Consider the following 13,784-nt stretch of genomic DNA (forward strand, 5'->3'; position numbering starts at 1 on the left):
TTTACCCCCTTTTCACTTTCACTCTAAAGCGAGATGGTTTATTTAAAAATCCCGCATTTACAGCTTGATTCATTAAGAATTTAGTAACAACAAGTGCTGTAAATAAACTTACAATTATACCTATCATTAATGTAATTGCAAATCCTTTAACAGATCCTGAACCTACAAAATAAAGAACTAAAGCTGCAATTATTGTTGTTACATTTGAGTCAACAATTGATGAAAGTGCATTGTCAAATCCTCTTTTAACTGCTGCCTTTATTGAAACTCCATTTCTAAGTTCTTCTCTTATTCTTTCAAATATTAAGACATTAGCATCAACTGCCATACCTATTGTAAGCAAGAATCCTGCTATACCTGGAAGAGTAAGAGTTGCTCCTATTTCTACAAACACTAATAATACTAATGTAGTATATAATGTTAAAGCTATACTTGCTATAAATCCTGGTACTCTATAATAAGCAATCATAAATAAGAATATTAATGAAATACCTATTATTCCAGCTTTCATTGCATTAGGTAATGCTGTTTCTCCAAGTTGTGCACCTACAGTTTGTTGTGAAAGTGCCTTTATTGTAACTGGAAGTGCTCCTGAATTAATAAGTCCTGCTATATTTTTAGCCTCATCAATACTGCTCATACCAGTTATTACAGCTTCTCCATTAGTTATTTGATTTTGAACTGTTGGATTAGTTAGCTGCTGACCATCCATATTTATTGAAATTTTTTGTCCTAAATACTTTTGAGTTGCTTCTGAAAACTTTTTAGTTCCTGCTTCATTTAATTCAAGAGAAACTACTGGTTTATTAGTTTGTTGATCAAGTACTGATGATGCTTTTTTTACATCTTTACCAGTTAATAAAACATCTCCATTTGGTGCTTTAAATGTAAGATCACCAGTTTTACTTAAGGCATCAACTATACCTTGAGAATTATATTCTCCTGGTATGTCTACTCTTATTCTATCTTTACCTTCTGTTGTAACAACTGTTTCTGCAACACCAAGTTTATTAACTCTTAGTTGAATTAAATCCTTTGTTTTTTGTAAATCTTCATGACTTACATCTTTGTCTTGAATCCCTAATAATACTGAAACTCCGCCTTGAAGGTCAAGTCCTTTTGTTATTGTCTCATTAAAGGATTTAACTTCCCATCCACCTATTTTAACACCTCTAAAGCACACTACTGCAAGAAGTATAATTGCAATGGTACAAAATGTAAAAATAAATGTACTTTTTGCTTTTCCTTTCATCTTTATCCCCCTTCGGTATTTAATAAATTGCTATATTATAATTTCTTTATTTATATTATAAAAATTTCTCACAATACTAATTTACAATTATTGTAATATATCCTTGTAAATCGATTTTAATTATACCATATTCTCAATTCTTAATAAAGCATTATGTAAACATTGTACCTCTATTAAAAGGAATTTTATTACAAGTTTTTATTAATATAAAAAAATATCCATCAACTTTGCTGATGGATATTTCTATTATGCTTTTTTAACGTCTTCTTTATTTATCTTACTTGCGATTGAATTTCTTACTAATTTTATTTTTGTTCTGTCTGAGCTAGTTTCTATAACTACGTGTTCATCATCCATTTGAACTATTTTACCAACAATTCCTCCTCTTGTCATAATTTCATCATTAAGACCTAATGAATCCATCATTTGAGAATATTGTTTCTTTCTTTTCTTTTCAGGCATAATTATCATGAAAAAGAAAAGTACGAATATAGCTACTATTGGTAATATTTGTAATAACATAGGTGACATCCTTATACTTCCTTTCGCTTTTAAATTTATTATTAATTGGAACTAAATACTATTCCATAAAATGAGTTTACATTTTTTTCTTTTTGTTGTCAACAAGCTTTTTCTTATATATAAAATAAGTAACACAATATATAAATAATTAAATTTTTATTATTTTATATTCCATTCCTTAAGTTTTTGCTCCTTAAACTCTGCATATCTATCTTCATCTATTGCTTTTCTTATATCTTCCATAAGTTTATTATAGAAATAAAGGTTATGAAGAACACAAAGTCTCATAGCAAGCATTTCTTTTGCTTTAAATAAATGTCTTATATAAGCTCTTGTATAATTTTTACATGTAGGACATTGACATCCCTCATCTATAGGTCTCTTATCTAATTCAAATTTCTTATTCATTAGATTAATTTTTCCTTCACTATTAAAAACATGTCCATGTCTACCATTTCTTGCAGGAAGTACACAGTCAAAAAAGTCTACTCCTCTATCTACTGCTTCTAAAATATTTTCTGGAGTACCAACTCCCATTAAATATATTGGTTTATCCTCTGGAAGGTATGGAACTACAGTATCAATAATTTCATACATTTCAGCATGAGTTTCTCCAACTGCAAGTCCTCCAATTGCATATCCATCTAAGTCCATCTTTGTAATAGTCTTTGCATGTTCTATTCTGATATCTTTAAATGTTGCTCCTTGATTTATTCCAAAAAGCATTTGTTCTTTATTTATTGTATCAGGTAATGAATTTAATCTATCCATTTCCTTTTTACATCTTTCAAGCCATCTAGTTGTTCTTTCAACTGATTTTTCAACGTAAGGTCTTGGTGAAGGAATTTCTATACATTCATCAAAGGCCATTGCTATAGTAGATGCTAAATTACTTTGAATTTGCATACTTTCCTCTGGTCCCATAAATATTCTCTTTCCATCAATATGAGAATTAAAATATACTCCCTCTTCCTTTATCTTTCTAATTCCAGCTAGTGAAAATACTTGGAATCCACCTGAATCAGTAAGGATTGGTCTATCCCAATTCATAAATTCATGTAATCCACCAAGTTCTCTAACTACTTTATCTGAAGGTCTTAAATGTAAGTGGTATGTATTTGAAAGTTCTACTTGACATCCAATTTCCTTTAAATCCATACTTGAAACTGCACCCTTAATTGCAGCTAAAGTTCCAACATTCATAAAAACTGGCGTTTCTATTGTTCCATGAGGAGTTACAAATCTACCTCTTCTAGCCTTCCCGTCTTTTTTTAATAGCGTATATCTTTTGCTCAAAAATTTCACTCCTTAAAGTTTTATTAAATTTTATTTAATGAACATTGCATCTCCAAATGAGAAAAATCTGTATTTTTCTTTTACTGCTTCACTATAAGCATTTAATACATGTTCTTTTCCTGCAAGTGTAGATACTAACATAATTAAAGTTGATTCTGGTAAATGGAAATTAGTAATTAAATTATCTACAACTTTAAACTTATATCCTGGATATATAAAAATATTAGTCCATCCATGACCTTCCTTTACCATTCCATTTTCATCACCAACAGTTTCTAATGTTCTAGTTGATGTTGTTCCAACTGATATTATTCTTCCACCATTTTTCTTAGTGTTATTTATTATATCTGCTGTTTCCTTTGATATTTGATAAAATTCTGAATGCATTATATGATCATTAATATCTTCAACTTGAACTGGTCTAAATGTTCCAAGTCCTACATGAAGAGTAAGGTATGCAATATTTACTCCCTTATCCTTTATTTCTTTTAAAAGCTCCTCTGTAAAATGCAATCCTGCAGTAGGTGCAGCAGCTGACCCTTTTTCCTTTGAATAAACTGTTTGATATCTTTCCTTATCTTCAAGTCTTTCATGAATATATGGAGGAAGTGGCATTTCTCCTAATGAATCTAAAACTTCTTCAAATATACCTTTATATTCAAACTCAACAATTCTATTTCCATTTTCTAAAACTTCTACAACTTCACATTTAAGTTTTCCATCACCAAACTCAAATCTTCTTCCTTCCTTTGCAGATTTACCTGGTTTTGCTAAGCATTCCCACTTATCTCCCTCTAATCTTTTAAGAAGTAAAAACTCTATTTTACCACCAGTTTTTTCCTTTGATCCTATAAGTCTTGCTGGCATAACTCTTGTATTATTTAAAACTAAAGTATCCCCTTCATTTAAATATCCTATTATGTCTTTAAAAATTTTGTGTTCTATTTCTCCAGTTTTTTTATCAAGAACCATAAGTCTTGATGTATCTCTTCTTTCTAATGGATGTTGTGCTATTAATTCTTCTGGTAAATAAAAATCAAAATCACTTACTTTCATGTCTTTCTCTCCTAACTTTTAAAAAAAACTTTTTTGCCCGCTTTCTTTATGCTTATTATTAAAATTTCTTCCTAAATGTTTATATGCCTTTTCTGTTGCAACTCTTCCCCTTGGAGTTCTAACTATAAAACCTCTTTGAAGGAGATAAGGTTCATATACATCTTCTAATGTTCCAAGTTCCTCTCCTATAAAATATGAAAGAGTTTCTATTCCAACAGGTCCACCTTTAAAATTATCAATTATAGCTTCTAATATTTTATTATCAACTCTATCAAAACCTTGACTATCAACTTCTAATAGTTCTAAAGCTTCTCTAGCTTCTTTAAAACTAACTAAATTATCAGCCTTAACTTCTGAGTAATCCCTTACCCTCTTTAAAAGCCTATTTGCAATTCTTGGAGTTCCCCTTGACCTTCTTGCAATTTCAGCTGCTCCTTCTTCAGTAATTGAACAACCTAAAACTAAAGCACTTCTTACTATAATATCTTTTAATTGCTCATCTGTATAATATTCCATAGAACATAATACTCCAAATCTATCACGAAGTGGAGATGTAAGCATACCAATTCTTGTAGTTGCTCCAATTAAAGTAAACTGTGGTAAATCTAATCTTATAGATTTTGCAGCAGCTCCTTTTCCAATAACTATATCAAGGGCATAGTCTTCCATTGCAGGATAAAGGATTTCTTCTACATTTCTATTTAGTCTATGTATTTCATCAATAAATAAAACATCATTATCTTGAAGAGTAGTTAAAATAGCAGCTAAATCTCCAGCCCTTTCTATGGCAGGTCCTGAAGTTACTTTTAAATTACCACCCATCTCTGTTGCAATTATATTTGCAAGGGTAGTTTTACCAAGTCCTGGTGGTCCATAAAGAAGAACGTGATCTAACGCTTCTCCTCTATTTTTTGCAGCCCTAATAAAAATGTCTAATCTTTCTTTAACTTTATCTTGACCTATATATTCGCTTATTTTTTGAGGTCTTAAACTCAACTCTCCGTTAAAGTCCTCATTTAGTTCATTTGGAGTAATAATTCTTTCCATTTAAATCACCTAACCCATTAATACTCTTAAACATTCTTTTATCATAAGCTCTACTGTACTATCTTTTTTAATATTTTTTATAGCCATATTAGCTTCTTTTTCACTATAACCTAAAGCTAAAAGTGCTCCTAATACTTCTGATATTTTAAGTGCATAATCATCATCTGAAGGAATTAATTTAGAAACATTTTCTTCTCCTTCTATTAGCTCATCAGGTTTTAATTTATCCTTAAGTTCTAAAATAATTCTACCTGCTGTCTTTTTTCCAATTCCTGGTGCTCTGCAAAGATGCTTTTCATCTCCAGTCATTATTGCATATTTTAAATTATTAATTCTACTTATAGATAATAATGATAATGCAGCCTTAGCACCAACCCCATTTATACTAATTAGCATATTAAACATTTGTAATTCTTCCTTTGATAAAAATCCATACAAACCTATAAAATCTTCTCTAACAATTTGTTCTAAATAAAGCTTAACCTCTTCTCCAATAGAAGGCATTTCTGCCATTGTTATACCTGAAGAAAATATTTTATATCCAATGCCATTATTCTCAATAACAACATAATCTTTAACTATTCCTATATAATTTCCTTTTATGTATTCATACATTAAGGTTTCCCCTCCTCTATGCTTAGGTGAAAGTATGTTCCCATACAAGTCTACTTATTACTTTATCATTTTAATTGTAATCTTTCAAGAAATCATATTATTTTTTAAAATATTTTAAGACCTAGCAAAAAACACTAGGTCTTAAATATTTACTACATATATTTATTTTAATTTAAAAGCTATATTATAATAATTTTCTAAGTAGTTAATTCAGTTATTTTATTTTCAGCTTCTTCTAAATTACTACTATTAAAGTATTTAAAATTTTTAAGTTTATTTATATCACTTTCTCTAAGCATATCAATTGTAATATCATCAGAGTAGACTTTTTCTGTTTTTAATTTTCCTTTATCATCAGTTTTATAAATAGCTAAAAACCCATCACTTTCACCTATATAATAAGTATTTGCCTTTAGTGATTCCTCTTTTGTTCTCTTATATACAAAGGTATCATTAGATTTATTAACTAATTTATATCCATTTTTAGATACAGCTTTTGAAAGAACCTCTTCTGTTAAATTCTTTTCAAGGTTATATTCATTCATTAATGTACTTATTGTAACTGTTTTATCTCTATTTGTATCTGTATAAAAGGACACCTTAAGATCATCTCTAAGTTCCATTCCAGAATTGTTATGAATCATTTCTTTACCCATAGTGCTATTATTTAAATTTCTACTTTTAATATTTTTTGAAACAAAATAATAACTTGTAAAAAATAAACCAATAATTGCAATAATAGAAAAAATAAAATATTTCTTTCTTCTCATATTTATCACCTCTTATTGGTTATTGTTTCCTATTTATATTTTTTTATACAATAAGTTAAAATTCGTATAAATATATATTTCTTAAATTTTCTAAAGTATCTTTATCAAGACCATATTCCTTTTCAAAATACTCATCATAAGAATTATAATTATTTTTAATAGTATTTAAACTTTCCTCTATAAGATTTCTATTTACACCTAAAATTCCTTTTATTAAATCCTTTGTTTTATCATCTTTAATATATTCACCATATATTCCCATAATCTTTTTATTACTTTCTGCTCTACTTTCATTACTCTTTAAATAATCCTTTATAACAGTTTCTTCTGGAACATTAAGTGCCAATAATATTAAAGCTGAACCTACTCCTGTTCTATCTTTACCAGCTGTACAATGTTGTAATATTGCTGTATTATTTGGATTTTTAAAAAGCTTAAACAATTCCTTATAAGCTGGATTATTTATCGGCATACTCTTATATCCTTCTAGTAATAATTTATCTGGTGTAATTGTCATTTTATTTCCCTTTATTATTCCTTCTACATAACTTACCATATCAAAATTTTCATTATCTAAGCTGCTTAAAGCAGATATATTTAAATTTTTAATTAAAGGTACTTGTACATCTGGTTTTTTTTCTTCCTCTTCTTTTGATCTATAATCTAATACATATTTAATTCCTAATGTTTTAAAATAATCTAAATCTTCATTTTTTAAATCTGATAAATCTTCTGAACGATAAAATACTCCCCATTTAACCTTTCTATTATCTTTAGTTGTATAACCACCTAAATCTCTAAAATTTGAAAAACCTTTAAGTGGAACTATCCTTTCCGCTAAAATTAATTCTTCATTTCCTACTACAATTTTATAAAAAGTTCTATTTTTAGGTTCTGGATCTTTAAATTCCATTTCATCTGTTTTATTAAAATCCATTAAAAACTTATAATTTTCATCTATTTTATTCATATAATAAACTTTACCAGTATCACATACTTTATTTAATTTAATAATAAGATTATCTTCATTATCTCTTTTTATAAATCCATCTAATTTATTATTCATTTAATCAACTTCTTTCTATTTTCTTATGTTTATATCATTATACCTTTATTTAAAGTAATCCTATCTTTAAACTTAAATTATTAATTTAAAGATAATTGAATATTAATTTTATTTACAAGGTTATAAAAATAATTGAAATAATATTTAACATAGATTTAAACATTTTTAATGTTGACAATTCAGATAGGAATTCTATATAATCTAAAATAATTATTATTAATAAGGTTAGAGGAGAATGCTAAATGAAAAAAAGATTATTACTTATTATTACCTCATTACTACTTATTGTTTTTGCATTTATAGGCTGTGAATCTAACAAAAATTTTAAGGAAGATACTATAAATTCAAAAACAATTACTATTGGAACATCTGGTACATACTATCCTTTTACTTTTTTAAATAATGGAAAGCTTGAAGGATTTGAAATTGATATGTGGAATGAAATAGGAAAACATATTGGTTATAACATAGAATTTAAACCAGCATCTTTTAGTGGCTTATTTGGAATGCTAGAAAGCGGTAAAGTAAATACAATAGCAAATCAAATAACTATTACTAATGAAAGAAAGGAAAAATATAATTTTACTAATCCTACTGTATATAGTGGTGCTCAAATAATCGTTAAGAAGGACAATAATTCAATAAAATCCTTTAAAGATTTAAAGGGGAAAAAAGTTGGAGTTGACCTTGGTAGTAACTATGAGAATATAGTTAAAAGTAAAGATACTGATAAAAAAATAAATGTACTTACATATCAAAATACTGATGCAGCTTTTAATGAACTACTTCTTGGAAGAATAGATGCTGTTGTTATAGATAAAGTTTCAGCTCTTGCTACAATTAAAGAAAAAAATCTTAATTTAAAACTTGCTGGTAACCCTATTGATAAAATAGAAAATGCTTACCCATTTATTAAAAATAAAGAAAATACTGAACTTATAACTAAAATAAATAATGCTTTAGAAGATATGAAAGAAAATGGAACATTAAAGTCAATATCAGATAAATGGCTTGGAATGAATGTTACAGTTCCAAATAATAATGAAAATTACTCAAAGGTTAATGAATTAAAAAATAATTCTTCAACATATTTTGATTTTATGTATTCATTTAAACTTATTCCTATGTTAATTAAAGCTTCCAAAACTACTCTTTCTCTATCTGTTTTTGGTATGTTAATGGGACTTATAATTGGAACTATTTTATCTATTATAAGAATTTATAAATTTCCTATTTTAAAACAATTAGCTGAAATTTATATTTCATTTTTTAGAGGTACTCCTCTTTTAGTACAGCTATTTTTACTATACTTTGGTATTCCTCAAATAATACCTTCCCTTCAAAATATGAGTGCCTATACAGCAGCTCTTATAGGTCTTGGATTAAATGCTTCAGCTTATATTGCTGAAATACTAAGATCATCAGTAACTGCTATTGATAAAGGTCAAATGGAAGCCTGCTTATCACTTGGTATGACAAAGGGAGAAGGACTTAGACGAATTATTATGCCACAAGCTTTTAGAATCGCAATTCCACCCCTTGGAAATATATTTGTAGATACTGTTAAAGGAACATCTTTAGCTTTTACATTAGGAGTTGTAGAATTACTTGCAAAGGCACAAATGGCCGCTGCCTCTAGTTATAAATTTTTTGAAAGTTACATTATAGTAGCTATTATGTATTGGATTATAATAGAAATCTTTAATTATTTTCAAAGAATATTAGAGAAAAAACTTTCAGTATATTAAGGTAGGTATTAATTATGATAGAAATAAATGGACTTAAAAAAACCTTTAAAAACTTACAAGTTTTAAAAGATATTAATATAAAAGTAAATACTGGCGAAGTTGTTGTTATTCTTGGACCTTCTGGCTCTGGTAAATCAACCTTTTTAAGATGCTTAAACTATTTAGAAACTCCAGAGTCTGGAGAAATACAAATTGGAGAAGTTAAAGTAAATACAGAAAACATTTCAAAAAAAGAAATAGTAAATTTAAGAAAACAATCTGCTATGGTCTTTCAACATTACAATTTATTTAATAATAAAACAGTTCTTGAAAATGTAACTGAAGCATTAATAGTTGTAAAAAAACTAAATAAAGAAAAAGCAATAGAAATTGCAATAGAATCATTAAAAAAAGTTGGAATGGAAGAAAAGCTAAATTCCTATCCAAATACACTATCTGGAGGACAAAAGCAAAGAGTAAGCATTGCACGTGCTATTGCTATTAATCCAAATGTTATTCTTTTTGATGAACCAACATCAGCTTTAGATCCAGAACTTGTTACAGAGGTTTTATCTGTTATTAAAGATCTTGCAAAGGAACATAGAACTATGATTATAGTTACCCATGAAATGTCTTTTGCTAAAGATGTAGGGGATAAGATTATATTTATGGCAGATGGTCTTATTATTGAAGAAGGAACTCCAGATGAAATATTTAAATCTCCTAAAAATGAAAGAACAAAACAATTTTTAAATAGATTTGTAACTTCCAATTAATTACTTATAAAATATAAAAGCTATTTATATCCATTAGAATAGTAAATAAATCTTAGACTGTAGGAAAATTTGTGTAAACCCATATTTTCCTACAGTCTTTTATTTAAATTCCTGTAATACTTTATTTATACCTTCTTTGTTTAAATCTATAGCCTTTCCAACAGTTCCCCCAAGCTTTTTCCAAACATAATTATGAACTTCAACTCCATTTTCAAAATTTGAATCCTTCCATTTAGATAATTCCTCATAAAGATAATCATCTACATCTTTAACCTTTAATAAAACCTTATCTAGCCTTTTTAAAGTTATCTTTTCTTCTCCCCATATTTGATTGTCCTCTGCAATTATTAATGAATTTGCCATTTTATGAACTTCATCATATATTTCATTTATTTTTATCTGAACCTTCTGTCCCTTTACCTTCACATTAACTATATTTTCACTCTCAGCTTTCTTTTGTTTATTTATACTGTAATCATATAACTTAAATCCAATAGGAAATGAAACTATAACTGTAAAAATCATAGCTATAATTATTCTTTTAGTTATTTTCTTATCTTTCAAATTAGAGCTTTCCTCTTCATAATCATTACAGTTATTAATTTCTTCTTCTCTTACTTCCTTAATTTCCTCATTAATTCTTTCTAATATATGTTTATTTTCTTCATCCTTTTCCTTATTTATTTTATCCTCATCTTTATCTAATCTCTCATTATCTTGAAGCTTGTCCGTACTATAATTTATATCATCTTCATTAAAGTTTCCTTCACATATCTCTTCATTCTCTATTTTATCAATCTTATGTATATCATCATCTATTTTAGGTTCTTCCGTTTCATAATTTTTATCTAACTCACATTTTTCATCTGCTTTTTCTATCTTATCTAAATTTTTCAGTTCATTATTCTCTTCATTAACTTTTTTATTTTTTTCTCCCATATATATCGCTTTCCTTTCCTTTTTTTACCATTTATATTTATTATTTTATATTATTTTGAAATTGTTTTCAATGATATATTTTATAAATTTATGTTATCATAATATAAATAAAAAAATTTTTTTATTTATATTATGAGGTGAAAAAATAATGACAAAAGACATACTTTACGAAAATGCTATACGTTTATTAAATAAAAGTAATACTCTTTCATTGTCAGTTGTTGATGAAAATGGTTATCCTATAATTTACGCAATGGAAAAAGTACTACAAATAAATTTAGAAAAGGTTATTTTTATTACAAAAAAAGTTTCAAAAAAAGTCAGTTTATTAAATATAAATAATAAATGTTGTGTAGAAGTTCACACAGAAGATGATATGGTTTGTTTGAAAGGATATATTGAAATTAAAAATAGTGAAAAAGATAAAAAAGAAATCTTGCCAAAGAATTATATACAACGATTAAAAAATAGTGGAAGTGATAAATATTGTTTATTAATTTTTCATACTTTAAATGCTCATTTATATATAGATGGAATTTTAAAAACTATACCCATTCAATAAATACAACAAGAAAATGTTAAAATTCAAATTATAAAGCTAATATAAAAATAGTAATTTATAATACAGAGAACAAAGTAGAATTTTTTACCTACTTACAGAATGGTAACAACAAAAGAAAGGATGTTTATATGTTTAATAATAAGATGCAAAGTTACTTAGGCAATAATTATACAGATAATTACATAATTAACTTTTTGAACTATTGGATGTTCCCAAAAGAGCCAAGAGAAGAAAATGATTTGGATTGTCTTTATTTAAATGGAGATTTATGTGCAGATACCATTTTTTCTGTTTGGACACCACTGAAATTTGTATTAAATTGTTTAAATCCATATGAAAAGTTCTATAAAAAAGATAAATATGGGTCTGATCCACATATATTTTTGAAAAAAATCAAATGTAACATTGATATATATTTGCCTAAAAATGAAAAAATAGTAAAAGATTTATATCATTTTGCAAAATTGGCTGAGACAAGAGCAAATGTAATGAAATGGCCAGTTCAAGGTATAAATAATAAGCGGTACAATGACTATGATCAAATGCCACCTACAATTTATAATTGCTTTTCAAATGGAAAATATAGCAAATACTTTGATAACGATGATTTGAAGGTAGTTAATTGGATTAAAAGAGAAAAACTCGAAATGTTTTTCTTTGATAATATAATTTCAAAGGAAACTATAAAGCCATTAATTACAAGTATGAAAGCAAATGAGAAAAAATGGTTAATAAATAAAGATGAAATTATGGAGATGCTACAAAAAATCAATAAAACTTTAGAAGAACGATTGAGCTACTTCTAAATCATATTTTAATTTATCCTTAGCTTAAATTTAAAACTTAACAAATATATTTATTAATAACTAGAGTCCAACAATAAACTTGCTGGACTTTTAATTTATATTATATTAAAAATTACACTTAATAATAGTGTACCTTTAGGACTTCAACTTTATTATACAATTTGTTTTAATAGCCACTTTTTTGTTTCTTCATTACAAAAAGCACCTTTTAAACTATTTAAATATATTTTTTCTACATCTTTATAAGTTAATGAATGTACATCATTTATATTATTACATTCCTCTGTTAATGTTACATTAGAAACTGTTCTATTATCTGTGCTTAAATTTACATATAAACCATCATTTAAAAATTTCTTTATTGGATGATTTTCATATCCTTTTACAGCCTTAGTTTGAACATTACTTTTAGGGCACATTTCTAAAATAATACTGTTATCCTTAACTAAATTATAAACTTCTTTATCCTTTTCTATAGCAACTGCATGTCCTATTCTCTCTGCTCCTAAAAACTCTATTGCATCTTTTACATTACTTGAAAAGCCAGTTTCTCCAGCATGAATTGTAACTTTATAACCATACTTTCTTGCAAGATCAAAAGGCTTCTTAAAATTCTTTGCAAACCCTTCTTCTTCTCCTCCTGCAAGGTCTAAAGCAACAACACCTTTTCCTATAAAATCTTTTCCACCTTCAATAACTTCATAAGTTGATTCAACTGTCATATGTCTTAAAAGGCTTAAAATTAAATTACTTTTAACTCCAAAATCCTCTTCTCCTTTTCTTAATCCTTCTAAAACGCTCTCTATTATTTCAGGAACTTCCATCCCCCTTTCCTTATGTAATAAAGGTGCAAATCTAATTTCAATATATTTTACATTCTCTTTACTTACGTCTTCTATTAATTCATAAGCTATTCTTTTTAAATTTTCTTTATTTTGCATTAACTTTATAGGTAAGTCAAACCTTTTTAAATATACATCTAATGAAGGACAATCCTCTGGAACAATTAATGTACTTTTTATTTCTTCATATCCTTTATTATCTACTGCTATATTTTCTTTTTCTATTAAATCTAAAACTGTCTCTACTCTTAAGCATCCATCTAAATGACAATGTAACTCAATCTTTGGTATTTTTTCAAAATTCATTATATTATCCCTCCTAAATTTTATAAAAAAAATCTTGATTACGAAGAAGGTATTTTGCACATTAAATACCTTCTTCGTAATCAAGATTTGTTGGTTCTTGGTAGAAACTCCTTAACCTTATTTTAAGGATTATACGAATTGCTTTTTTTTAAATTAAATCTATTTTAACATATTATTTTTATAAATCAAGAAATTTTTTTAA

14 protein-coding genes and 1 riboswitch are annotated in these 13,784 nt (G+C 26.8%); of the genes, 4 read left to right on the plus strand and 10 right to left on the minus strand.

Annotation, left to right across the window (positions count from 1 at the left end; all coding sequences use genetic code 11):
* Position 1: 1 nt before the first annotated feature.
* From secD to J2S18_RS09595, 8 genes are all read right to left on the minus strand, one after another.
* Positions 2–1,252, minus strand: a complete 1,251-nt coding sequence (gene secD / locus J2S18_RS09560) for a protein translocase subunit SecD (RefSeq protein WP_307486260.1) — start codon at positions 1,250–1,252, stop codon at positions 2–4.
* A gap of 246 nt (positions 1,253–1,498) precedes the next feature.
* Positions 1,499–1,783, minus strand: coding sequence for a preprotein translocase subunit YajC (gene yajC / locus J2S18_RS09565; protein ID WP_307486262.1), 285 nt, complete (start codon positions 1,781–1,783; stop codon positions 1,499–1,501).
* Between the two features lie 150 nt (positions 1,784–1,933).
* Positions 1,934–3,070: a tRNA guanosine(34) transglycosylase Tgt gene (tgt, locus tag J2S18_RS09570; RefSeq protein WP_307486264.1), complete on the minus strand. Its 1,137-nt coding sequence runs from the start codon at positions 3,068–3,070 to the stop codon at positions 1,934–1,936.
* A 30-nt stretch (positions 3,071–3,100) separates the two neighbouring features.
* A complete protein-coding gene (queA, locus tag J2S18_RS09575; RefSeq protein ID WP_307486267.1) occupies positions 3,101–4,126 on the minus strand; it encodes a tRNA preQ1(34) S-adenosylmethionine ribosyltransferase-isomerase QueA in 1,026 nt (341 codons plus the stop codon).
* An 18-nt stretch (positions 4,127–4,144) separates the two neighbouring features.
* A complete protein-coding gene (gene ruvB, locus J2S18_RS09580) occupies positions 4,145–5,173 on the minus strand; it encodes a Holliday junction branch migration DNA helicase RuvB (protein WP_307486271.1) in 1,029 nt (342 codons plus the stop codon).
* A gap of 9 nt (positions 5,174–5,182) precedes the next feature.
* Positions 5,183–5,788, minus strand: a complete 606-nt coding sequence (ruvA, locus tag J2S18_RS09585) for a Holliday junction branch migration protein RuvA (protein WP_307486273.1) — start codon at positions 5,786–5,788, stop codon at positions 5,183–5,185.
* Between the two features lie 197 nt (positions 5,789–5,985).
* Positions 5,986–6,558, minus strand: a complete 573-nt coding sequence (locus J2S18_RS09590; RefSeq protein WP_307486276.1) for a hypothetical protein — start codon at positions 6,556–6,558, stop codon at positions 5,986–5,988.
* Between the two features lie 55 nt (positions 6,559–6,613).
* The gene (locus J2S18_RS09595) at positions 6,614–7,624 is read right to left on the minus strand and encodes a tyrosine-protein phosphatase (RefSeq protein WP_307486279.1); all 1,011 of its coding nucleotides are present in this window, start codon (positions 7,622–7,624) and stop codon (positions 6,614–6,616) included.
* Positions 7,625–7,866: 242 nt separating this feature from the next.
* Between J2S18_RS09595 and J2S18_RS09600 the strand changes: the two genes are divergently transcribed.
* Positions 7,867–9,372: an ABC transporter permease subunit gene (locus tag J2S18_RS09600; protein ID WP_307486282.1), complete on the plus strand. Its 1,506-nt coding sequence runs from the start codon at positions 7,867–7,869 to the stop codon at positions 9,370–9,372.
* A gap of 14 nt (positions 9,373–9,386) precedes the next feature.
* On the plus strand, positions 9,387–10,127 hold the full coding sequence (locus J2S18_RS09605) for an amino acid ABC transporter ATP-binding protein (protein WP_307486286.1): 741 nt from the start codon (positions 9,387–9,389) through the stop codon (positions 10,125–10,127).
* A 99-nt stretch (positions 10,128–10,226) separates the two neighbouring features.
* Here J2S18_RS09605 and J2S18_RS09610 read toward each other — a convergent pair whose 3' ends face one another.
* Positions 10,227–11,066, minus strand: coding sequence for a DUF6241 domain-containing protein (locus tag J2S18_RS09610; protein WP_307486289.1), 840 nt, complete (start codon positions 11,064–11,066; stop codon positions 10,227–10,229).
* 148 nt (positions 11,067–11,214) lie between these two features.
* On the opposite strand from J2S18_RS09610, the gene J2S18_RS09615 reads away from it, so the two are divergent.
* Complete coding sequence (locus J2S18_RS09615; RefSeq protein WP_307486294.1) at positions 11,215–11,628, plus strand: pyridoxamine 5'-phosphate oxidase family protein; 414 nt, start codon at positions 11,215–11,217, stop codon at positions 11,626–11,628.
* A gap of 128 nt (positions 11,629–11,756) precedes the next feature.
* On the plus strand, positions 11,757–12,434 hold the full coding sequence (locus tag J2S18_RS09620; RefSeq protein ID WP_307486296.1) for a hypothetical protein: 678 nt from the start codon (positions 11,757–11,759) through the stop codon (positions 12,432–12,434).
* Between the two features lie 152 nt (positions 12,435–12,586).
* Here J2S18_RS09620 and add read toward each other — a convergent pair whose 3' ends face one another.
* On the minus strand, positions 12,587–13,582 hold the full coding sequence (gene add / locus J2S18_RS09625) for an adenosine deaminase (protein ID WP_307486299.1): 996 nt from the start codon (positions 13,580–13,582) through the stop codon (positions 12,587–12,589).
* 57 nt (positions 13,583–13,639) lie between these two features.
* A riboswitch (purine riboswitch) is annotated at positions 13,640–13,739 on the minus strand.
* Between the last annotated feature and the right edge of the window lie 45 nt (positions 13,740–13,784).

Source organism: Eubacterium multiforme (assembly GCF_030813415.1).
In the GTDB taxonomy this organism is placed as follows: domain Bacteria; phylum Bacillota; class Clostridia; order Clostridiales; family Clostridiaceae; genus Clostridium; species Clostridium multiforme.